The sequence below is a fragment of the Streptomyces sp. NPDC002125 genome, from assembly GCF_053593715.1.
The window spans coordinates 141,289-163,323 of record NZ_JBSFDD010000017.1 but is presented as its reverse complement, the minus strand read 5'-3'; the positions used below and the strand labels follow the sequence as shown (position 1 = coordinate 163,323).

The 22,035-nt window shown below is 69.6% G+C and carries 16 protein-coding genes; 6 read left to right on the top strand and 10 right to left on the bottom strand.

Annotated features, from left to right (window positions below; translation table 11 throughout):
* Positions 1-58: 58 nt before the first annotated feature.
* From ACWCQM_RS26710 to ACWCQM_RS26665, 10 genes are all read right to left on the bottom strand, one after another.
* A complete protein-coding gene (locus ACWCQM_RS26710; RefSeq protein WP_450917646.1) occupies positions 59-1,201 on the bottom strand; it encodes an ABC transporter ATP-binding protein in 1,143 nt (380 codons plus the stop codon).
* Positions 1,194-2,252 (bottom strand): ABC transporter ATP-binding protein, encoded by a 1,059-nt coding sequence (locus ACWCQM_RS26705; protein WP_450917645.1) that lies wholly within the window; start codon positions 2,250-2,252, stop codon positions 1,194-1,196. The genes ACWCQM_RS26710 and ACWCQM_RS26705 overlap by 8 nt, the downstream gene beginning before the upstream one ends.
* 11 nt (positions 2,253-2,263) lie before the next feature.
* Positions 2,264-3,205 carry an ABC transporter permease gene (locus ACWCQM_RS26700; protein WP_073744858.1) on the bottom strand — a complete coding sequence of 314 codons (942 nt, stop codon included), beginning with the start codon at positions 3,203-3,205 and terminating at the stop codon, positions 2,264-2,266.
* The gene (locus ACWCQM_RS26695) at positions 3,198-4,127 is read right to left on the bottom strand and encodes an ABC transporter permease (protein WP_450917644.1); all 930 of its coding nucleotides are present in this window, start codon (positions 4,125-4,127) and stop codon (positions 3,198-3,200) included. Before ACWCQM_RS26695 ends, ACWCQM_RS26700 begins: the two co-directional genes overlap by 8 nt.
* Positions 4,128-4,248: 121 nt before the next feature.
* Positions 4,249-5,877: a peptide ABC transporter substrate-binding protein gene (locus ACWCQM_RS26690; RefSeq protein WP_450917643.1), complete on the bottom strand. Its 1,629-nt coding sequence runs from the start codon at positions 5,875-5,877 to the stop codon at positions 4,249-4,251.
* Positions 5,878-6,320: 443 nt separating this feature from the next.
* The gene (gene typA, locus ACWCQM_RS26685) at positions 6,321-8,195 is read right to left on the bottom strand and encodes a translational GTPase TypA (protein ID WP_450917642.1); all 1,875 of its coding nucleotides are present in this window, start codon (positions 8,193-8,195) and stop codon (positions 6,321-6,323) included.
* A 334-nt stretch (positions 8,196-8,529) separates the two neighbouring features.
* The gene (locus tag ACWCQM_RS26680) at positions 8,530-10,800 is read right to left on the bottom strand and encodes an ABC transporter family substrate-binding protein (protein WP_450917641.1); all 2,271 of its coding nucleotides are present in this window, start codon (positions 10,798-10,800) and stop codon (positions 8,530-8,532) included.
* 195 nt (positions 10,801-10,995) lie between these two features.
* Complete coding sequence (locus ACWCQM_RS26675) at positions 10,996-11,547, bottom strand: isochorismatase family protein (protein WP_450917640.1); 552 nt, start codon at positions 11,545-11,547, stop codon at positions 10,996-10,998.
* Positions 11,548-11,598: 51 nt separating this feature from the next.
* Entirely contained in the window at positions 11,599-13,032 is a 1,434-nt protein-coding gene (locus ACWCQM_RS26670; RefSeq protein WP_450917666.1) for an MFS transporter, read from the bottom strand.
* Positions 13,033-13,091: 59 nt separating this feature from the next.
* Complete coding sequence (locus tag ACWCQM_RS26665; protein ID WP_450917639.1) at positions 13,092-13,565, bottom strand: MarR family winged helix-turn-helix transcriptional regulator; 474 nt, start codon at positions 13,563-13,565, stop codon at positions 13,092-13,094.
* A 262-nt stretch (positions 13,566-13,827) separates the two neighbouring features.
* Between ACWCQM_RS26665 and ACWCQM_RS26660 the strand changes: the two genes are divergently transcribed.
* From ACWCQM_RS26660 to ACWCQM_RS26635, 6 genes are all read left to right on the top strand, one after another.
* Positions 13,828-14,883 carry a LacI family DNA-binding transcriptional regulator gene (locus tag ACWCQM_RS26660; protein ID WP_450917638.1) on the top strand — a complete coding sequence of 352 codons (1,056 nt, stop codon included), beginning with the start codon at positions 13,828-13,830 and terminating at the stop codon, positions 14,881-14,883.
* A 404-nt stretch (positions 14,884-15,287) separates the two neighbouring features.
* On the top strand, positions 15,288-16,532 hold the full coding sequence (locus ACWCQM_RS26655) for a sugar ABC transporter substrate-binding protein (protein ID WP_450917637.1): 1,245 nt from the start codon (positions 15,288-15,290) through the stop codon (positions 16,530-16,532).
* Between the two features lie 5 nt (positions 16,533-16,537).
* Entirely contained in the window at positions 16,538-17,530 is a 993-nt protein-coding gene (locus ACWCQM_RS26650) for a carbohydrate ABC transporter permease (protein WP_450917636.1), read from the top strand.
* Positions 17,527-18,396: a carbohydrate ABC transporter permease gene (locus ACWCQM_RS26645; RefSeq protein ID WP_450917635.1), complete on the top strand. Its 870-nt coding sequence runs from the start codon at positions 17,527-17,529 to the stop codon at positions 18,394-18,396. The genes ACWCQM_RS26650 and ACWCQM_RS26645 overlap by 4 nt, the downstream gene beginning before the upstream one ends.
* Positions 18,397-18,476: 80 nt before the next feature.
* Entirely contained in the window at positions 18,477-19,679 is a 1,203-nt protein-coding gene (locus ACWCQM_RS26640; protein WP_450917634.1) for a glycoside hydrolase family 1 protein, read from the top strand.
* A gap of 215 nt (positions 19,680-19,894) precedes the next feature.
* Positions 19,895-21,997, top strand: coding sequence for a TPM domain-containing protein (locus ACWCQM_RS26635; RefSeq protein ID WP_450917665.1), 2,103 nt, complete (start codon positions 19,895-19,897; stop codon positions 21,995-21,997).
* Positions 21,998-22,035 lie beyond the last annotated feature (38 nt).

Genomic DNA, 22,035 nt, shown 5'->3' with positions numbered 1-22,035 from the left:
CGAAAACGCCCGGCCCCTCGGGGGGAGGGCCGGGCGTCCTCGTCGGACCGGTCAGGTGCTACGCCGCGTGCACGACGTCCTTCTCCTCGGCGAAGTGGCAGGCCGACTCGTGCGCGGCCGGCGTGTCCGAGGCCTTGAAGCGCTCGGGGATCGCCAGCAGCGGCACCTCGGTGGCGCACTTCTCCTGGGCCTTCCAGCACCGCGTGCGGAAGCGGCAGCCCGACGGCGGGTTCGCCGGCGACGGGACGTCACCGGAGAGGATGATCCGCTCGCGGCCCTCACGGGCGTCGGGGTCCGGCACCGGGACAGCCGACAGCAGCGCCTGGGTGTAGGGGTGCGTCGGGTGGTCGTAGATCTGCGTGTCCGTACCGATCTCGGCCATCTTGCCGAGGTACATGACGCCGACCCGGTCGGAGATGTGCCGGACGATCGACAGGTCGTGCGCGATGAAGAGGTACGAGAGGTTGAACTCGTCCTGGAGCTTCTCCATCAGGTTGATGACCTGCGCCTGCACCGACACGTCGAGCGCGGAGACCGGCTCGTCGCAGATGATGATCTCCGGGTTGAGCGCGAGGCCGCGGGCGATGCCGATGCGCTGGCGCTGGCCGCCGGAGAACTGGTGCGGATAGCGGTTGATGTACTCCGGGTTCAGACCGACGACGTCCAGGAGGTCCTGCACCTTGCGGCGCCGCTCGCCCTTCGGGGCCACCTCGGGGTGGATCTCGAAGGTCTCCCCGATGATGTCGCCGACCGTCATGCGCGGGTTGAGCGAGGTGTACGGGTCCTGGAACACCATCTGGATGTTGCGGCGTACGGCCTTCAGCGCGCGGCCGGACAGCTTGGTGATGTCCTGGCCCTTGTAGAAGACCTCACCCGCGGTGGCCCGCTCCAGCGTCATCAGGAGCTTGGCGACCGTGGACTTGCCACAGCCGGACTCGCCCACGATGCCGAGGGTCTCGCCCTGGTACAGGTCGAACGAGATCCCGTCGACGGCCTTGACCGCGCCGACCTGCTTCTTGAACAGGATGCCCTGGGTCAGCGGGAAGTGCTTGACCAGGTTGCGCACCTGGAGGATCGGCTCCCCCTGCGACACCGGCGCCTCGATGGCGGCGACGGCCTCCGATTCGGTGGCGGCGTTGACCGTCGCCACCTCGGTGACGTTCGGGGTGGCGTCCACGGACTCCTTCTCGAGGTCAGCCATGGATCGTCTCCTTCCAGAAGTGGCACGCACTGCCGCGGCCGACGAGCTCGCTGCCGTCCTGCTCGGTGACCGGGCGCAGCGCCGGGATCTCCGTACGGCAGATGTCCTGCGCCATCCCGCAGCGCGGGTTGAAGGCGCAGCCGGAGGGCACGTGCAGCAGGTTGGGCGGCAGGCCCTTGATCGCGTAGAGCTCCTGGCCCTTCTGGTCCAGGCGCGGGATCGACTCCAGCAAACCCTTGGTGTACGGGTGCGCGGGGCGCTTGTAGATCTCGTGGACCGGGGCGGTCTCGACGATCCGGCCGGCGTACATCACGGCGATCTTGTCCGCGACGTCGGCGACGACACCGAGGTCGTGCGTGATCAGGATCAGACCCATGTTGAAGTCGCGCTGGAGCTCCGCGAGCAGGTCCATGACCTGGGCCTGGACGGTCACGTCGAGCGCCGTGGTGGGCTCGTCCGCGATGATCAGGTCGGGCTCCAGGGCCAGCGCCATCGCGATCATGATGCGCTGGCGCATACCGCCGGAGAACTGGTGCGGGTAGTCGTTGACCCGCTCCTTCGCCGCCGGGATGCGCACGCGGTCCATCAGCGCGATCGCCTTGGCCTTGGCGTCCTTCTTGGACAGGCCCTGGTGGACGCGGAACATCTCGCCGAGCTGGTAGCCCACGGAGAGCACCGGGTTCAGCGAGGACAGCGCGTCCTGGAAGATCATCGCGATCTTCCGGCCGCGGATCTGCCGGCGCTCCTCGCCCGACATCTTGAGCATGTCCTGGCCGCGGAAGAGGATCTCCCCCTTCGGGATGCGGCCGGGGGGCATGTCCAGGATGCCCATGATCGCCTGCGCGGTCACGGACTTCCCGGAGCCGGACTCGCCGAGCACGGCGAGGGTCTCGCCCGCGCTGACGCTGTAGTTGACTCCGTTGACGGCCTTGGCGATGCCGTCGCGGGTGTGGAACTCCACGTGCAGGTCACGGACTTCGAGCAGCGGGCCGCTCTCGTCGTTCGAACCACGCGGAGCAGGAACATCCGCCGTCTTGTCGATGATGGTCATGTACGCCTCCCTCAGCGCAGCTTGGGGTCGAGGGCGTTGCGTACCGCATCGCCGAGCATGATGAACGCCAGGACGGTGATCGACACCATGACCGACGGGATGATCAGCACGAACGCGGCGTTACGCAGCTGCTCCTGGCCGGAGGAGATGTCGACACCCCACGACACGGTCGGCTCGGCGAGACCGATGCCCAGGAAGGACAGGGTGGCCTCGGCCGAGATGTAGCCGCCGAGCGCGATGGTCGCGACGACGATCACCGGGGCGATCGCGTTGGGCAGGATGTGCCGGAGCAGGATGCGGGTGGTCGAGGCGCCGAGCGCCTTGGCCGCCATCACGTAGTCCGCCTGCTTGATCGTCAGGACGGAGCCGCGCGCGACACGGGCGATCTGGGTCCAGCCGAGGAAGGCCAGGGCCAGGATGACGACCCAGATCTTGCGCTCCTCGAACGAGGTCAGGACGACCATCGCGCCGAGGATGAAGGGCACGCCGAAGAAGATGTCGGTGACCCGGGACAGGATCGTGTCGATCCAGCCGCCGAAGTAACCGGCGAGCATGCCGACGACGGTGCCGAGGATCGTGACCAGGGCGGTGACGACGACGGCGACGGTGATCGAGGCCCGTGCGCCGTAGACGACACGCGCGTAGATCGAACGCCCCTGGATGTCGTACCCGAACCAGTCCTCCTGGAAGAAGTTCCCCCACTTGGGCTTCTGCAGGTAGTGGTGGGCCAGGTCCGCGTAGCGCGGGTCGGCGCCGGTGAACAGGCCGGGTGCTATCGCCATCACCAGGAGGAAGACGATGAGGATCGCCGAGACGACGAACAGCGGGCTGCGCCGCAGGTCGTGCCAGGCGTCCGACCAGAGGCTGCGCGGCTTGCCGACCGGGGCGGCGGCAGCGGGTGCGGCCACGGCCTCGGTCTTCTCCGCGGTGGTTTCCTTGAGCGTCTCAGGCATAACGGATCCTCGGGTCCAGGACCGCGTAGAGCAGGTCGACGACCAGGCTGGCGACGAGATAGACGATGACGATCAGCGTCACGATGCCGACGACGGTGGCGCCTTCGCGGTGCCGGAGCGCGTCGAAGACGTTGTAGCCGACACCCTTGACGTTGAAGATGCCCTCGGTGACGACGGCGCCGCCCAGCAGGGCACCGAGGTCGGTACCGAGGAAGGTGACGACGGGGATCAGCGAGTTGCGCATCAGGTGGACCCCGATGATGCGGCGGCGCGGCAGCCCCTTGGCCACGGCGGTGCGCATGTAGTCGGAGCGCAGGTTCTCGGCGACCGAGGTGCGGGTCAGTCGTGCCACATAGGCGAGCGACAAGGACCCGAGCACGACGGCGGGCAGGATCAGCTCGTTGGAGGTCGCTTCCAGACTGACGTTGGGCTCGACCCAGCCGAGCTGGAAGGCGAAGAAGTACTGGCCGAGGAAGCCGAGTACGAACGAGGGCACCGAGATGAGCAGGAGCGTCAGCACGAGCAGACCGCGGTCGCGAAGGGTGTCGGCCTTCAGACCCGCGAAGATGCCCATGGAGATACCGACGACGACCGTGAAGATGAAGGCAAACAGGGCCAGCCGGACCGTGATCGGGAACGCTTCCGAGATGATGTCGGCGACGGGCCGACCGCTGGCGATCTGCGTACCGAAGTCACCCTGGAACAGGTTGACGAGGTAGTTCCAGTACTGGTGCCAGAGCGGCAGGTCGAGCCCGAGCTCCTTCTTCATTGCGGCGATCTGCGTGGGGTCCACGGTCTGTTCACCCGCGAGTGCGCGCACGGGATCGCCGGGCAGCGCGTACATCATGGCGAAGACCAGCAAGGTTGACCCGAGGAAGACCGGGATCATCTGGAGCAGTCGCCGCGCGACGTAACGCCCCATGTTTGCCTCCGATAGGGGATAAAGCAGCCCAGGGGCCGCTCTCCCGATAGGAAGAGCGGCCCCCGGGACCTACTGCCTGGTGTGGGCGGCTGATGGCCGAGTGGGGGCCCTCAGGCGTGTGTTACTTGACGACCGTGACTTCGGTGATGTTGTAGTCACCGTGGAAGTCGATGGTCACGTTGTCGACCGACTTCGAGTAGCCACCGTTGGTCTTGTACTCCCAGAGCGGGATCGCCGGCATCTTGGCGAGGACGAGCTTCTCGGCGTCCTGGTAAGCCTTGATCGACTCGTCCAGGGAGGCCGCGTTGTCGCCCTTCTTGAAGGCCGCGTCGACCTCCTTGTCGGAGAACCGGCCGTTGTTGGCCTCGGCGGTGGTGCCGTACAGCTCCCGCATGAAGTTGACGTTCAGCGGGTAGTCGGCGACCCAGCCACCGCGGTACATCGACTTGACCTGGTCGTTGTCACGCGCCTCCAGGTCGGTCTGGAAGTCCGGCTTGGCGTCCGGGACGCAGTCGACCCCGGTCGAGTTGCGGATGGACTCGCAGACCGCGGTCACCCACTCCTTGTGGCCACCGTCGGCGTTGTACTGGATCCAGATCTTGTTGCCCGGAACGCCGCCGCCCTCGGTGACGAGCGCCTTCGCCTTGGCCGCGTCGAACTTGAACACGTCGGTGCCCAGGTCCTGGTTACCGGCGACGCCCGGAGGCGTGAAGCTGGTGGCGGGCTTGCGGGTGCCGTTGAGCACGGTCTTGGTGATCGTGTCACGGTCGATCGCCATCGACAGACCCTGGAGGACCTTCGGGTCGATGTCCTTGAAGGTCTTCGAGTAGAAGGTCGGGACCAGCGACTGGATGGCCGCGTACGGCTCGTCGATCGCGCGGTCGCCGAGGTCCTGCTTGTACTTCGGCAGGTCCTTCGGGCCGACCTGGCGGATCATGTCCAGGTTGCCGGAGAGGAGGTCCTGGTACGCGGCCTCGACGGTCGCGTAGTTCTTGAAGAGGACACCCTTGTTCTTGGCCTTGTTCGGGCCCTGGTAGTCAGGGTTGGCCTTGACCTGGATGAGCTTCTTGTGGTCCCACTTCTCGAAGATGTAGGGACCGTTGCCGACCGGCGCCTGGCCGAACGCCTTGGTGTCCTTGTAGAACACCTCGGGCAGCGGGGCGAAGGTGGTGTAGCCGAGCTTGTACTCGTAGTACGGAACCGGCTTGTTGAGCTCGATCGTGAAGGTGGTGTCGTCGACCGCCTTCAGGCCGGACATCTCCGTGGCCTTCGGGTCACCCTTCTCGGGGTGGACGTCCGCGTAGCCCTTGATGTCCTCGAACCAGAACGCGTTCTGCTGGGCGTTCTTGACGTTCGCGTACCAGTTCCAGGCCTTGATGTAGGACTCGGAAGTGACCGGGGTGCCGTCGTGGAACTTCCAGCCGGCCTTGAGCTTGACCGTCCACGTCTTGTTGTCCGTCGACTTCACGGACTCGGCGTTCGTGTAGACGATGTTGCCCTCGGCATCGAAGTCGAGCAGCTGGGTGAAGATCGACTGGATGACGTAGCTGCCGAGCGACTCGTTCGTGTCGGCCGGGATCAGCGGCTTCTGCGGCTCGCCGACGTCGATGGAGACGTAGCCCGCGGGCTTGCCCTTCTCCGTCGAAGCAGCCTTGTCCTCGTTGTCGCTGTCGCCCCCGCCACAGGCAGTCGCGGCCAGGGCGATGATTGCCGCTCCCGCGACCCACTTGGCGCTCTTGGCACCGCGCATGGGTTTCCTCCTCATGAGTCCACTTTTGACTACAAGAGGGGCACTGGAGTGATCGACCGACACCCCTGACGGCGATCGTTTCAGTGCCCCGAGTGTGCTCGTGAGTCCGCACTCCCCACAGTGCGACGACCCATTGACCCGAGCTCAATGGAGCCAACTATTAAGGAACACCGGGCTGTAAACCACACTTAAAGGGTCTCGGTTTGACAACATCGAGAAGGGCTGGTTGCCCGAAATCCGGACAAAGTGATCCCAGACAGACACCCCCGAAACGGACCGTTAACACATGTTCCGGAGAGCGACGCACGATATCCGGACACCTCGGTCAGGAAAACGGGTTGACGAAAGGCCCGGACCCCCACAGTGTCTGCGGGGGTCCGGGCCTCATGTCAATGACTCGTTCCGACGGTTCGCCGACCGGTTTCGGACGGCTCCGGCAGGTGTCAGCCGTTCTTGGCGCGCGAGGCCGAACGGCCGCGCTGCTTGGCGTCCAGGACGACCTTGCGGATACGGACGGTCTCCGGGGTCACCTCGATGCACTCGTCCTCGCGGCAGAACTCCAGGGACTGCTCCAGCGACAGCTTGCGGGCGGGCACCACGTTCTCCGTGGTGTCCGCGGACGCCGCACGCATGTTGGTGAGCTTCTTCTCCTTGGTGATGTTCACGTCCATGTCGTCGGCGCGGGAGTTCTCGCCGATGATCATGCCCTCGTAGACCTCGGTGCCGGCCTCGGTGAAGATGACGCCGCGCTCCTGGAGGTTGACCATCGCGAACGGCGTGACCGTGCCCGAACGGTCGGCCACCAGCGAGCCGTTGTGACGGGTGCGCAGCTCGCCGAACCACGGCTCGTGGCCCTCGAAGATGGAGTGCGCGATGCCGGTGCCACGGGTCTGCGTCAGGAACTCCGTACGGAAGCCGATGAGGCCGCGGGAGGGCACGATCCACTCCATGCGGACCCAGCCCGAACCGTGGTTCGTCATCGTCTCCATGCGGCCCTTGCGGGTCGCCATCAGCTGCGTGATGGCGCCGAGGTGCTCCTCGGGCGAGTCGATGGTCATGCGCTCGATCGGCTCGTGCGTCTTGCCGTCGATCTGCTTGGTGACGACCTCGGGCTTGCCGACCGTCAGCTCGAAGCCCTCACGGCGCATCTGCTCGACGAGGATCGCCAGCGCGAGCTCACCACGGCCCTGGACCTCCCAGGCGTCCGGGCGCTCGGTGTCGAGGACACGGAGCGAGACGTTACCGATCAGCTCGCGGTCCAGACGGTCCTTCACCTGACGGGCGGTGACCTTGTGGCCCTTGCCGCCCTTGCCGACGAGGGGCGAGGTGTTCGTACCGATCGTCATCGAGATGGCGGGCTCGTCGACCGTGATCAGCGGGAGCGCGATCGGGTTCTCGGGGTCGGCCAGGGTCTCGCCGATCATGATGTCCGGGAAACCGGCGACGGCGCAGATGTCACCCGGGCCCGCCTTCTCGGCCGGCTTGCGGGTGAGCGCCTCGGTCATCAGGAGCTCGGTGATGCGCACGTTGGAGATCGTGCCGTCGCGCTTGATCCAGGCGACCGTCTGGCCCTTGCGCAGCTCGCCCTGCTCGACGCGGCAGAGCGCGATACGGCCGAGGAAGTTGTCGGCGTCCAGGTTGGTGACGTGGGCCTGCAGCGGGGCGGCCTCGTCGTACTCCGGCGCGGGGACCGTGGAGAGGATGGTCGTGAAGAAGGGCTCCAGGTTGTCGCTGTCCGCGGGGACGGTGCCGTCCTCCGGCTTGGTCAGCGACGCGACGCCGTCACGGGCGCAGGCGTAGACGATCGGGAACTCGATCTGGTCCTCGTCGGCGTCCAGGTCCAGGAAGAGGTCGTAGGTCTCGTCGATGACCTCGGCGATCCGGGAGTCCGGCCGGTCCGTCTTGTTGATGCAGAGGATGACCGGCAGCTTGGCCGTCAGCGCCTTGCGCAGGACGAAGCGGGTCTGGGGCAGCGGGCCCTCGGAGGCGTCGACCAGCAGGACGACCGCGTCCACCATCGACAGACCACGCTCGACCTCGCCGCCGAAGTCGGCGTGGCCGGGGGTGTCGATGATGTTGATCGTGATCGGGTCCCCGCCGTCCTTGGGGTGATACTTCACCGCCGTGTTCTTGGCGAGGATCGTGATGCCCTTCTCACGCTCCAGGTCGTTCGAGTCCATCATGCGTTCGTCGAGGTTCTCGGCGGCGTGCGCGGCGAAGGCGCCGGCCTGCTTGAGCATGGCGTCGACCAGGGTGGTCTTGCCGTGGTCGACGTGGGCGACGATGGCTACGTTACGGATGTCGTGGCGCGTGGGCATGGGTGGCTTGCGCTTCTCTCGGATCGTGGGATCAGGCGTCTCAGTCGGTCTCGAGTCCTCGTACGCCCGCCGGGCGGCACGCCACGGCTAGTCCAATGGTACGGGCCCGACGAGTCCGGGGCTTCCCGGCCCGATCCACGGGGCCTGGCTTCAGCCACTATTCAGCCGATATTCAGCCGGTATTACGTCATCATCCGGCCGGAGAGCGGACGGACGGCAAGGGGTGTGAGAAGACGAGCAGCCCGGGTCTGGGCGGACACCACCTTGCCCGCCGGTGGTTCCGGCGGGCAAGGGAATTGAGCTGTATCTGAGCTTCGAATGTGGCTTTGACCTGCTACTTCTTACGATTCGCGGGGGAACCTGCCGCTTGTCGGGCGGTGTATCCGATGTCCTCGTACCGGGGAGCGGCGAAGCCGAAGGCGCCGACGTTCGCGAGCTTCTTGTCGACGGCGACCAGCTGTGGCCTCTGATACAGCGGAATCGATCCGGCAGCCGCCCAGATCCGGGCGTCGGCCTGCTTCAGGAGGTCCCGGGACTTCGTGGCGTCGAGCTCGGAGACGGCACGGTCGAAGAGCTGGTCGATGTGGTCCGAACCGACCCGGGTGTAGTTCTGCTCGACGAGCAGCGAGCCGTCGGTGGCGGGCTCCGGCTTGGCGAAGATCGGACGGCCGTCGGTCGCCGGGTAGGCGGTGGCGGGCCAGGAGTACAGCGCCATGTCGTAGTCCCCGGACGCGATGTGGTCCTTGAAGTAGCTCTCGTCGGAGACCTTCGTGATCTGCGTGCCGATCCCGATGGAGTCCAGCATCTCGACGATCTTCTCCCCGACGCTGCGCAGCGGCTGCGATCCCGGCCCCGACGGCAGGACGAAGCGCAGGGTCAGCGGCTTGCCGGCCTTGCCGATGCGGGTCTTCGCCGCCGCGGGGGCGGGCGCGGCGGTGCCTGCGGGGGCGTAGGCGCCGGCGGCGCCGCCCGTGCGCTTGTCCTGGGCATTCACCTCGCCGTCACCGGCGGGCAGGTCACCCGGCTTCTCGTCGCCGACGACGTACGTCCCCTCGTCCCGCGAGGCCGCGTCGTCCTTCTCCCCGGCCTTCCCCTCCTTCTCCGTCTTCTCCTTCTCCGTCTTCTCCTTCTCCGTCTTCTCGGCCTTCTCCCTCGTCTTCTCCCCGGCCCCGGCCTTCTCGTCGGCCTTCTTCTTCTCCGCCTCGCTGCCCGCCTTGGTGTCCTCGGTCCTGCGGACGGCTCCGGCCGGAGTCCATCCCGCGTCGGCCAGCAGGGCCTGCGCCTCCTTGGCGTCCCGGTCGCCGAGCGCTCCACTGCCGTCCTTGTACGCGGGCTGCCCGGCCAGGGCCAGGTGGCTCCCGGGCGGCTCGGCGGACAGGCCGAGCGGCTTCAGCACGATGTCGGCGAGCTCCTGCCGGTCCAGCGTGCGGGCGATGGCGCGGCGCACCCGGTCGTCGGAGAGGGCCCCGGACTCGCCGTTCAGCGCGAGCTGCGTGTAGGCGGGCTCCAGTGACTTGCGTACGTCGAAACCGCGCAGCGTCTTCTGCTCGGCCGCGTACACCGCGATCGCTTCCTGGTTCTTCTCCCGGGCGGCCCGCGCCGTCTCCGCGGCCTCCTCGTCCGAGCCGTTGGCCAGGGCCCAGGAGCGCAGGGCGGCGGCCGGGGTGATGTCGGCTCCGGGGCCGTGGGCGGGCGGCCCGGCGCTCCCGCCGCGGTAGCGGGCCGCGAGGGCGATGCGGCCGGCGGTCGCGGTGTCGATGTCGGCGACGTCCACCGTGCCCGCGGTCAGCGCGTCCGCCCGCTTGCCGGGCTCGACGGCACGGAACACCAGGGATTCGAGCTTGGCCTCGTTCCCCCACCAGCGCGGGTTCCGGTCGAGGACGACGGTCCCCTTGGCCTTGTTCACACTGCGCAGCCGGAAGGGCCCTGCCGTGTTCTTGAGGGTGGCCCTCGCGCCGTCGTTGAAGGTGCCGGGCGAACCGGTCACCTCCTTCGGGTAGAGCGGCGAGAAGAGCGAGCGCCAGTCGGCGTACGGCTTCGAGAAGGTGACCCGGACCTGGAGGTCGTCCTTGCCGCGTTCGATCTTCTCGATCCGCTCGTAGCCCGCGTTGCGCGCGGTCCAGAACGCCGAGTCCTTGCCGCTCAGCGCGCGCCACTGGGCGACGAAGTCGGGGGCGCCGATCTCGCGGCCGTCGCTCCACACGGCCTGCTGGTTGAGCTTGTAGAGGACGACCTGCTTGGGCTCCTGCTCGATGACCTTGGCGGACTCCAGGTAGTCGGGGTTGAGCCTGGGCTCACCCCTGGCGTCCATCGGGAAGAGGGAGGGCAGCACGGCACCGGCGACACGCGCGGTCGCCCCGTCGGCGTCGGCCTGGAAGGCGTTGAGGGTGGCGGGCACCGCGTCGATCGCCCAGGTGAGCGTGGAGCCCTCCGCCACCCGGTCCCGGGCGGCCGGGGAGATGTCCTGCGGGACGGCCACCGGGGCGGGGCCCTCGTTGTCCGAGGTGCAGCCCGCCAGTACCGGGATCGTGAGCACACCTGTCGCCAGGAGCGCGACCGAGCGGCGCTTTCGGGCCGTCCCGCGCGGGACGCCGACGTGGGCCATGGCTGATACCTCCGGGGCCGGCCCGGTCCACCCCGTACCGGAATGGACCGGATGATGCGTTCTGGTGGCATTTGCAGTTGATCACACTGATTCGCTGATCCACTGAACGCACTTTCACGCGCGGGCGGAGGCAGACGCGGCCGGTGGGGCCGCCGACGTCACCCGTGCGGCCCCCGTCCGGCCCCGGCCGGGAGGTCAGCCCAGCAGCTTCACGATCGCGTCGGTGGTGTCGGTCTCGCCGAGCCTCGGGAAGATCTTCTCGACGCTGTTGCGGTGGGCCTCGCCGTCCATGTCGGTGACGGCGTCCGTGGCGACCGTGACGTGGTAGCCGTGCTCGTGGGCGGCGCGGGCGGTGGACTCGACGCCGATGCTGGTGGCGATGCCGGTCAGCACGACCTGGGTGATGGACCGGCGGCGGAGTTCGAGGTCGAGCGCGGTGCCGTGGAAGGCGCCCCACTGCTGCTTGGTGATGACGGTGTCGCCGTCGAGCGGGCCGAGCTCGGGCACGATCTCGGCCCAGTCGGCGGCGGGCTCCCGGGACGGGACGCGGCTCTCGTTGCGGCCGGGGGCGCCGCCGGTCACACGGACCAGGAAGACCGGGAGGCCCTTGGCCCGGAAGGCGTCGGCGAGGGTGGCCGAGCGGGCGATGACGCCGTCCGCCGGGTGGGCCGTCGGCAGGGCGACGATGCCCTTCTGCAGGTCGACGACGACGAGCGCGGTGCGGGGGTCGAGGACGGTGGCAGTCATGTGCGTACTCCTTGGGGTGGTGCTGTGCGGGTGCGTGCGCGTGGCGCCGGGTCAGGCCCGGTCGGCCAGGGCGCGGTCGGTGAGGGTCAGGACGGTCAGCAGGACACCGAGGACGACGGCCACGGCCGCCATGAGGTGGAGTCCCGCGTCGCTCGCCGCGTCGGCGTAGGCGAGGGCGATCAGGCTGGAGGCGGTGATGGCGCCGATGTACTGCGCGGTGCGCTGGAGCCCGGCGGCGGCCCCGATGCTCTCGGGGGACGCGTAGGCCTGGACGGCCGCCTGGTTGCTGGTGCCGACGAGCCCCTGCGGGGCGCCGAAGCAGGCCCCGGCGACGAGCAGTACGGCGAGCGGGGTGTCGCCGGAGAGGAAGCAGAGGATTCCCGCGCCGGCGGTGAGCAGGACGCACGCGACGGTCAGCGGTCCGCGCAGCCCCTTGGTACGGGCCCCGAGCAGCGAGCAGACGAGCGCGGTGACGGACATCGGCAGCATCAGGAGCCCCGCGTGGCCCGAGGAGTAGCCGCGCACCTCCTCCAGCCACTGCGTGAAGCCGTACATCACGCAGTAGATGAGCAGATAGCTCAGCCCGTGGCGCACATACGTCCGCAGCAGCGCGCCGTTGCCCGCGAGCATCCGGAGGTCTATGAACGGCTGCGGGGCGCGCAGCTGCCACCCGGCCAGGACGGCGCTCAGCACGGCGAAGGGGGCGAGCAGCCACCACTGCGGGTGGGCGAGGTCGAGCAGGAAGAAGACCAGCACCGTCAGCGCGGCGGTGAACAGGCCGATGCCCAGCGGGTCGAGCGAGGTCTTCGGCTCGCTCCCGTCAGCGGCCCGCTCGCGCGGCGGGTCGGCGGGGACCCAGAGCAGAGCCGCGCCGAGAGCGAGCAGGGCGATCGGCACATTGACGGCGAAGATGCCGCGCCAGCCGACGAACGTCACGAGCAGCCCTCCGAGCGCGGGGCCGACGGCGGCGCTGCCGAGGGCGGCGAAGGAGAGCCGGGCGAGCACGGGGCGAGGGGTGGGGCGGCCGAGGCGCCGGGACTCGTCGCGCAGGACGGCCATGGCGGCCGGGTAGGCGGCCGAGGTGCCGATGCCGAGCAGCAGCCGGGAGACGATCAGCATGCCGAAGCCGGGGGCGAGGGCGCCGACCAGCCCCGACGCGATCACGACGAGGAGACCGGCCAGGAAGACCTTGCGGGGGCCGAGGGTGTCCGCGAGCTTGCCCAGGACGGGCTGGGCGACCGCGCTGGCGAGATAGAGGACGGAGATGAGCCACGCGGTGTCGGCGGCCCCGATGCCGAAGGAGTGCCCGATGGACACCAGGGCGGTGGAGATCATCGTGGTGTTGAGCGGGTTGAGCAGGGAGCCCATCAGGAGCGGGGCGGTGAGCCTGACGCCGAATCCGGGGGCGGTCCCCGCGTCCGCCGCGGCCGGACCGAATCCGGGGGCGGTCCCCGCGTCCGCCCCGGCCGGACCGGCTGCGGGCAAGGTCTCCGCGTCCGCCCCGGCCGGTGCGGCCGTACGCACTCCGGAGGCGCCCGGCCGGTTCACCTGTCGACCAGGCGGGCGATGAGTTCGGTGGCCTCGGCGAGCGCGCGGCGCTCCGCGCCGTCCAGCTCGCCCGCGATCGCGTCCGCCAGCCAGTTGCGCTTGGCGGCTCGCACCCCCGCCAGAGTGGCGCTCCCCCGCTCGGTGACGGAGACCAGCGACTTGCGGCCGTCGGCCGGATCGGGAGCCCGGCTGACGAACCCCTGGCTCTCCAGCGCGCCGAGCGTCAGCCGCATCGACTGCGGCCGTACGAGCTCGGCGCGGGCCAGTGCCGCCGTGGTGGCGGGCCCGCCGTCCGCGAGCCGGGCCAGGACCGACCGCTGCGAGGGGGTGAGCAGGCTGTCGGCCGATGAGCTCCGCAGCCGCCTGAGCAGCCTGCCGACCACGGCGGAGAGATCGGCGGCCACGGTCTCGGCGCCGGGATCGGAGTCGGCGGGGTGCTGGGCCTGGGGCCCCTCGGAGCTGCTGGACATGTTTTCCACCGTAAAGATGGACAGGGAAGCTTGCAAGGCAGCCTGTCTATTTTTGGGCAAACTCGACCTCGTCGGCACCCGGCATCGGGACGACGCGCGGAGCCGGTCGCTGTTGCCCGCAACCGGGCACGCGATCTAGGGTGAATGCGCTTTCAGAACAGGACGGCTCCCGCAGCGGCGGGCGTCGCGTACGGAATCAGAACAGGACGGCTCCCGCAGCGGCGGGCGTCGCGTACGGAACAAGAAGCGGACGGACCATCGAGTGAGCGCCCCCACGGTGTACGACGTCGCCGAGCGGTCGGGCGTCTCGATCGCCACGGTTTCCCGGGTCTACCGCAACCCCGATTCGGTGCGCGCCCAGACGCGCGAGCGGGTCCTCGACGCGGCGCGCGAGCTCGGTTACGTGCCGAGCGGGAACGCCCGGGGACTGGCCAGCCGCACCACCGGGGTGCTGGGGCTCTGCTTCCCCGACTACTCCGATCCGGACGCCGAGGCCGACGCGGAGTCCGACAGCGAGGCCGACGACGCGGCGATGCTGTACTCCGACCAGATCATCCGGGGCATGGAACGCGCGGCGCGCCGCCACGGCTACGCCCTGCTGATCGCGGCCTCGCTGGAGGGCGGCCCGGAGAGCCTCGTCGCGAAGGTCGCGGGGCGGGTGGACGGCTTCGCCGTGCTGGCGCAGACCGTGCCGACCGGGGACCTCGACGTCATATCGCGCCGGCTGCCCGTGGTGATGCTCGCCGGACCGCGCGGGATCGACCACCTGGACCACATCGTCGTCGCGAACGCGGCGGGGGAACGCGAGCTGACCCGCCATCTGATCGAGGACCACGGGCTGCGCAGGCTCGCCTTCGTCGGCGGCGATCCGGAGTCCCCCGACGCCGAGGCCCGGTTCCGCGGCTTCCAGGACGCCTGCCGGGACGCCGGGCTGTCTGTCCCCGAGGCACCGGACCTGCGGACCGGGATGATGATGCGGGCCGAGGGGGCGCGGGCCGTCGAGACGCTGCTCGACCGGGGCACCGAGCGGCCGGACGCGGTGCTCTTCGCCAACGACCAGATGGCGGTGGGCGCGCTGCGCGCGCTGGAGCGGCGCGGGGTGCGGGTGCCCGAGGACATCGTCGTGACCGGCTTCGACGGAATCCCGCTGAGCCGGATCGTGCGGCCGTCACTGACGACCGTGCGCCAGCCGATCCGCCTCCTGGGGGAACAGGCCGTGGAGTTGCTGGTGCAACGTCTGGCCGACCCGGGCCGCGATCCGGTGTCGCTGGAGCTCCCCGTCACCCTGGCCCGCCGGGCGAGCTGCGGCTGCGGCTGAGAGCGGCCCCCGCTCGGAGCCGCACCCCGGAGAAGCGGCCCTGCGGGCGGGGCACAGCGTGCCCCCGACCTCGGGGGCACGGCGAGGTGCGTACAGCGCGTGACCCGTCCCCGTAGCCGCGTACGCCTGCCGGGCCGGCCCTGCGAGCCGCGCCTCGGCAGGACCCGCGCCCCGACAGGACCCGCCCCACGGCTCGGAACCCCGCGTAACAAGCGGAACCGGTCACATCCACTTCAATTCCGCAAACAGTGCGCATACGGTGCCACGACGGGGCCTCCAGGTATCGAGCACGTTGCACGAGTGTGACCCAGCACCCTCTTGCGGATTCCCGAACGACTGCCGCAGAGTGATGTATGCGCTTACAGGCAGCGCATACATTCGGATTGCTCGAGGAGGAGCCCTCCATGTCCCGCACCGCCAGAACCGCCTCCGCCGCCCTCACCGTGGCGCTCGCTCTCGGCCTCTCCGCCTGCGGCAGCTCCGGTGGCGACGACGTCGCCGCGGACGCGAAGCAGACGCTCACCGTCTGGGCCATGGGCGCCGAGGGCGAGAAGCTCGCCGAGGTGGCCGAGGTGTACGAGAAGGCCAACCCGAACGTCACCGTCAAGGTGACGCCGGTCGGCTGGGACGTCGCCCACCAGAAGCTCGTCTCCGCCGCCGCGGCCGGCACCATGCCGGACGTGGCGCAGATGGGCGGCAGCTACATGGGAGAGTTCTCCGAGCTCGGCGTCCTGGAGCCGGTCGACACGAAGGTCTTCGACAAGGCGGACTTCTTCCCTGCCGGCTGGAACCAGGGCGAGGTGGACGGCACCGCGTACGGCGTGCCCTGGTACGTCGACACCCGCGTCCTCTACTACCGCACCGACCTCGCGAAGAAGGCCGGCGTCGACAAGGCGCCCGCCGACTGGCAGGAGATGCAGGCGCTGGCGACCGCGTACCAGAAGAAGGCCGGCACCAAGTGGGGCCTGTCCATCCAGCCGAGCGGCCTGGACACGGTGCAGAACTTCTACCCGTTCCTCTACTCCGCCGGCGGCACGATCCTCGACGACGACGGCAAGGCCGCCATCGACAGCCCCGAGGCGGTCGGGGCGCTGAAGGAGTACGGCTCGTACTTCGACAAGGGCCTCGCCAACAAGTCGGTGCAGCCGGGCTACGACGTCGTGAAGGACTTCGGCAACGGCCGCGTCCCCATGTTCTTCGGCGGCCCGTGGCACGTCACCCTGCTCGACGAGGGCCAGCCGCAGATCAAGGGCAAGTGGGCCGTGGCCCCCGTACCGGCGGACAAGTCCTCCGTGTCGATGGCGGGCGGCTCCTCCCTGGTGATCTCCAAGGACAGCGAGCACAAGGCCGCAGCCACGGAGTTCATCACGTACCTCACCGGCACCGAGGGCCAGGCCGACTGGTACGAGCGGACCAAGGACCTCCCCGCGAACACCGCGGCCTGGGAGTCCGGCGCGCTCGCCGACGACGCGAACCTCCAGGTCTTCAAGAAGCAGATGGACACCGCCAAGTCCTCCCCCTCCACCGCCACGCTGACGGAGATCACCGACAAGGTCGACCAGGCCATCGCGAAGGTGACGCAGGGCAAGGCTTCCGCCGAGGACGCGCTGAAGACCGCGCAGTCCGAGATCGAAGGCCTCGTGAAGTAGGAGCCATGGGCACCACGACCTCAACGGCCGCGCAGCCGGCCACGGTGAAGGACGGTTCCGGGGCGGTCCCGCCCGGGGCCGGCCCGGCCGGATCCGGACCGGGGCGCGGGAAGCGCTCGATGGGCGTACAGAACGCGGCGGGCTGGCTGTTCTCCATGCCCTTCCTCGTCCTGTTCACCGTCTTCATGGCGTTCCCGATCCTCGCCACGCTGCTGATGAGCTTCACCGACTTCGGGCTGCGCAACGTGACGCGCCCCTGGGAAGCGAACTTCATCGGCTTCGAGAACTACACCGAGCTGTTCGGCGACGAGAAGTTCCTCACGTCGCTCTTCAACACGGCGTACTTCGTCGTGGTGGGCGTCCCGCTCACGATCGCGATCGGGCTGGTCGTCGCCGTACTGCTGAACAACGGCATCGACCGGGCGAGGACCTTCTTCCGGGTCGGTTTCTACGCCCCGGTGGTCACCACCATCGTGGCCGTGGCCGTGGTGTGGCGGTTCGTGCTGGACCCGAGCGACGGGCTGATCGCGGGGCTCTTCTCCGAAGTGGGCCTCACCGCGCCCGACTTCCTCGGTTCCGAGGCGCTGGCGATGCCCTCGATGATCGCGATGGCGGTCTGGCGCAACGTCGGTACGGTCATGGTGCTCTTCATCGCGGGCCTTCAGGCCATTCCCACCGAGGTCCGTGAAGCCGCGCGGCTCGACGGCGCCGGAGTGTGGCAGGAGTTCCGGGGGATCACGGTGCCGCTACTGCGGCCGACGCTCCTCTACGCGACGGTGATCACCACCATCGGCTACCTCAACGTCTTCGAGGAGCCGTTCGTGATGACGCAGGGCGGCCCCTCCGACTCCACGCTGACCGTGTCGCTGAACATGTACCGCGAGGGCTTCAACTTCTTCCACATGGGCTACGCGAGCGCCATGGCGTATGTGCTCTTCGTGGTGATCATGGGCATCACGGTGCTGCAGCTCCGACTGCTGAAGGACAACACCAAATGACCGTCGGCCAAGCACCCGCGCGCACGGCTCCCCCGGGCAGGTCCCGGAACCTGAGGCGTCCTCTGGTCTACGTCCTGCTCTCGCTGGGCCTGCTGATCATGTCGGCGCCGTTCCTCTGGATGGCCGTGTCGTCCTTCAAGACGACGAGCGACCTCTCGGCCAGCCCGCCGGTGTGGATCCCTACCGAGTGGACCCTGGAGAACTTCCGGCAGCTGCTCGACAAGCTGGACCTGCCGCTCTACTTCATGAACTCCGTGATCGTGGCGGTGCTGGTCACCGTCTCGAACCTGGTCTTCTGCTCGATGCTCGGCTACGCCCTGGCCAAGCTGAGGTTCGTCGGCCGGAACAAGATCTTCGGCGTCGTCCTGGGCGCCCTGATGGTGCCCGGCAACCTGATGCTGCTGCCGCTGTTCGTGCTGATGAGCAAGCTCCAGCTGATCGACTCGTACGCCGGTCTGGTGCTGCCCTTCGCCGCCGGGGCCTTCGGGGTCTTCCTGATGCGGCAGTTCATGCAGTCGATCCCCGACGAGCTGCTGGAAGCGGCCCGGATGGACGGCGCCGGCGAGTGGTACATCTTCTGGCGGATCGTCATGCCGCTGGTGAAGCCCGCGCTCGCGACGCTCTCGATCTTCACCTTCCTCGGCTCCTGGAACAACTTCGTCTGGCCGCTGATCGCGACCAACGACCCGGACAAGTACACCCTCCCGGTCGCCCTGGCCACGTTCGCGACCGACCCCAACAAGGCGGGCGGCTCCAACGGCATGCTGATGGCCGGAGCCTTCCTCGTCGTCCTGCCGGTGCTGATCCTCTTCATCGCCCTGCAGCGGCACTTCACCCAGGGCATCGCCACGGCCGGCATGAAGTAGCCCGCCCGGCACACGTACGCACACGAGGCCGCACCCCGCACCGCGGCCGCACCCCTTCACGCACAGAAAGACACTCCGCGATGACGCACGCCTCCGTCCCGTTCCCCGAAGGCTTCCTGTGGGGGGCCTCCACGGCCGCCCACCAGATCGAGGGCAACAACACCAACAGCGACTGGTGGGTCAAGGAGCACTCCACCGGCACCCACATCCAGGAACCCAGTCTGGATGCCTGCGACAGCTACCACCGCTGGCCCGAGGACATGGACCTGCTGGCGTCCCTCGGCTTCACCGACTACCGCTTCTCCATCGAGTGGGCGCGCATCGAGCCCGCCGAGGGGCAATTCTCCCGGGCCGAGCTGGCGCACTACCGGCGCATGGTCGAAGGAGCGCACGCCCGTGGTCTGCGCCCGATGGTCACGCTGCACCACTTCACGGTGCCGCAGTGGTTCGAGGCGCGCGGCGGCTGGACGGCCGACGGTGCCGTCGAGCTGTTCGCCCGTTACGTCGCGGCCTGCGCACCGGTGATCTCCGAGGGCGTCAGCCATGTCTGCACGATCAACGAGCCGAACATGATCGCCGTCATGGCCGGCCAGGCGAAGCGCGGCGACATCGGCTTCCCGCCCGCCGGTCTGCCCACCCCGGACGACGAGACCACCGAGGCGGTCATCGCCGCCCACCACGCGGCGGTGAAGGAGGTCCGCGCGCTCGACGCCGGCATCCAGGTCGGCTGGACGATCGCCAACCAGGTCTACCAGGCCCGCCCGGGCGCCGAGGACGTCACCGCCGCCTACCGCCGGCCGCGCGAAGACGTCTTCATCGAGGCCGCCCGCGGCGACGACTGGATCGGCGTCCAGTCCTACACCCGTACGGAGATCGGCGCCGACGGCCCGGTGCCCGCGTCCGACGACATCGAGCGGACGCTCACGCAGTGGGAGTACTACCCCGCCGCCGTCGGGCACGCCCTGCGCCACACCGCCGAGGTCATCGGTGCCGACATGCCGCTGATCGTCACGGAGAACGGCATCGCCACGGCGGACGACACCCGCCGCGTCGACTACTACACGGGCGCGCTCAACGAGGTGGCCTCCGCGATCGAGGACGGGCTGAACGTCCAGGGCTACCTGGCCTGGAGCGCCCTCGACAACTACGAGTGGGGCTCGTTCAAGCCGACGTTCGGCCTGATCGGCATCGACTGGGAGACGTTCGAGCGGACCGCGCGTCCCTCGGCCGAGTGGCTGGGCTCCCTCGGCCGCACCCGTGAGCTGCCCCGCGACGCCGGCTGAGACCGGCCCCCGGACCGGGACCACCTGACAGGTCCCTCCGGTCCGGGCACCGTCGGCACCTGACCGCCGTCGGCGCCCGGACCACCGCGCGGTACGGGCGCCCGTCACGCAACGCCCCGCACCACGGGCGCCCGTGCCGGGCACCCGCCGGGTCGCGGGCGGCAGTGGGCGGACATAGCCTCCCACATGTGACGCCGCCTGCGAGCCGTACCGGGATGTCCCGGCATTCGATACCCGGCAGGGTCCTCCTCGCCACCCTGGCCGCGGTGCTCTGGATCGCCCTGCCGGGCGCCCCGGACGCCCGGTCCGAGGATCCCGTCGAGCTGTCCCGCGACGGGCAGATCACCGACAGGGTGGACGCGCTCGGCGACCGCGAACCCCAGGTCGCGGCCGCCCTCGACAACCTGTTCGACGAGCGCCGGGTCCAGCTGTTCGTCGTGTACGTACGCGACTTCTCCGGCCGCTCCGCCCAGACCTGGGCCGACGAGACGGCGAACCGCAACGGCCTCGGCCAGGAGGACCTGCTGCTGGCCGTGGCCACGCACGACCGGCAGTACGCCTACTCCGTCGACCAGGGCTCGCGGCTCACCGACGCCCAGCTCCAGGACGTGGCGAACACGGCGATCGAGCCGGCGCTCCGGCAGAACGACTGGGCCGGTGCCGCGATCGGCGCCGCCGACGGCTATGCGGCCGTCCTGGCGGGCGACCCCGTGCCGACCCCCGCCGTCACCCCGGGCGCGGCGGACCCCGGCGGCTCCGACAGCGGTGCCTCCGTGAATCTGGTCGTACCGCTGGCCCTGGTCGTCGTCGCGGGCGCGGTGGCCCTCTTCGCCTTCACCCGCCGCAGACGGCATACGGCGACCAGGACGACCCCGGCGGCGGGCGGCGGCTGGGGCAGCGGAGGCGGAGCGGCGGCCGAGCCCCAGGTCCCGCTGCCGGAACTGGACGCGCGGGCGAAGGCCGATCTCGTCGACACGGACGACTCCGTGCGCACCAGCGATGAGGAACTCGGCTTCGCGACGGCCCAGTTCGGCGATGAGGCAGCCGCTCCGTTCGCCGAGGCGGTCGCGCACGCGAAGACCGAGCTGACGGAGGCCTTCCGGCTGCGGCAGCAGCTGGACGACGCCTTCCCCGAGGACGACGCGACACGGCGCCGCATGCTCGACGAGATCATCAGCCGCTGCACGGACGCCAACGAACGCCTGGACGCCATGTCCGAGGACTTCGACCGGCTGCGCGCACTCGAACAGACCGCGCCCCAGGCCGTGAGCACCGCCGAGACCACCTTCCGCGAACTGATCGCACGCGTCTCCGCCACGGAGGACGCGCTCACCGCGATGCGCGAGCGGTACGCGGCCTCCGCCACCGCTCCGGCGGCCGAGGACATCGAACAGGCCAAGGACCGGCTGGTCTTCACCACCTCCAGCCTCAACCAGGCACGCCAGGCTGTGGACAGCGGGAACAACTCCGAGGCCGCGGTCTACGTCCGGGCCGCCGAGGGAGCCGTCAAGCAGGTCTCCACCCTGGTGGACGCCGTCGACCGGCGGGCCGGGGAGCTGGCCGAGGCGGCGGAGAAGCTCCCGGGCGCGCTCACCGAGACCGAGACCGACCTGGCCGATGCCAGGGGGCTGCTCGGCGGCACCCCGGAGGGCGTGTCCACCGCGGATCTGCGGGGCAGGGTGGCCCGCGCGGAGGCGGTGATCGCCGATGTGAAGGACGAGACGGCCTCCGGGCCCTACGACCCGATCGACGCGCTGCGCAGGGTGGAGAAGGTGGACGCGGCGCTGGACGAGGCCCTGGCAGGGGCGCGCGAGCAGGAACACGGGAACCAGCGGGCCCGCTCGCTCCTCGAACAGGCGATGCTCACCGCGCGGGCGGCGATCGGTGCCGCCGCCGACTTCGTCACCACCAACCGGGGTGCCGTCGGCAGCCAGGCGCGCACCCGCCTCGCGGAGGCCCAGCGGAGGTACGAGCGGGCCGGGGAACTGTCCGGTGCGAACGATCCGCAGGGTGCCCTGGCCGAGGCCCAGCAGGCGGACGCGCTGGCCGTGCAGGCCCGGAGCCTGGCCGAGCAGGACGTACGGAGCTACCGGGACCAGAGCGGCTTCGGCGGCCCGCGCGGAGGGGGCGGGGCGGGCGGCGCCGTCCTTGGCGGCATCATCCTGGGCGGCCTGCTCGGCGGGGGCGGGCGCGGCGGAGGGCTCGGAGGAGGCTTCGGTGGCGGGTTCGGCGGGTCCCGGGGCGGGTTCGGCGGCGGGCCCGGCAGCTTCGGCGGCGGGGGGACCCGCGGCCGGCGCGGCGGCGGAGGACGCTTCTGACCGCTCTCCCCCGGGCCTCGCCCTCATGTTCCGTACAC

Bases quoted from the DNA above. Each gene is read 5' to 3' on its own strand.
- ACWCQM_RS26665 (WP_450917639.1), bottom strand. From the start codon at position 13,565: ATGTCCAGCAGCTCCGAGGGGCCCCAGGCCCAGCACCCCGCCGACTCC.
- ACWCQM_RS26635 (WP_450917665.1), top strand. From the start codon at position 19,895: ATGTCCCGGCATTCGATACCCGGCAGGGTCCTCCTCGCCACCCTGGCC.
- ACWCQM_RS26640 (WP_450917634.1), top strand. From the start codon at position 18,477: ATGACGCACGCCTCCGTCCCGTTCCCCGAAGGCTTCCTGTGGGGGGCC.
- typA (WP_450917642.1), bottom strand. From the start codon at position 8,195: ATGCCCACGCGCCACGACATCCGTAACGTAGCCATCGTCGCCCACGTC.
- ACWCQM_RS26710 (WP_450917646.1), bottom strand. From the start codon at position 1,201: ATGGCTGACCTCGAGAAGGAGTCCGTGGACGCCACCCCGAACGTCACC.
- ACWCQM_RS26700 (WP_073744858.1), bottom strand. From the start codon at position 3,205: ATGCCTGAGACGCTCAAGGAAACCACCGCGGAGAAGACCGAGGCCGTG.
- ACWCQM_RS26645 (WP_450917635.1), top strand. From the start codon at position 17,527: ATGACCGTCGGCCAAGCACCCGCGCGCACGGCTCCCCCGGGCAGGTCC.
- ACWCQM_RS26695 (WP_450917644.1), bottom strand. From the start codon at position 4,127: ATGGGGCGTTACGTCGCGCGGCGACTGCTCCAGATGATCCCGGTCTTC.
- ACWCQM_RS26675 (WP_450917640.1), bottom strand. From the start codon at position 11,547: ATGACTGCCACCGTCCTCGACCCCCGCACCGCGCTCGTCGTCGTCGAC.
- ACWCQM_RS26705 (WP_450917645.1), bottom strand. From the start codon at position 2,252: ATGACCATCATCGACAAGACGGCGGATGTTCCTGCTCCGCGTGGTTCG.
- ACWCQM_RS26655 (WP_450917637.1), top strand. From the start codon at position 15,288: ATGTCCCGCACCGCCAGAACCGCCTCCGCCGCCCTCACCGTGGCGCTC.
- ACWCQM_RS26650 (WP_450917636.1), top strand. From the start codon at position 16,538: ATGGGCACCACGACCTCAACGGCCGCGCAGCCGGCCACGGTGAAGGAC.
- ACWCQM_RS26680 (WP_450917641.1), bottom strand. From the start codon at position 10,800: ATGGCCCACGTCGGCGTCCCGCGCGGGACGGCCCGAAAGCGCCGCTCG.
- ACWCQM_RS26690 (WP_450917643.1), bottom strand. From the start codon at position 5,877: ATGCGCGGTGCCAAGAGCGCCAAGTGGGTCGCGGGAGCGGCAATCATC.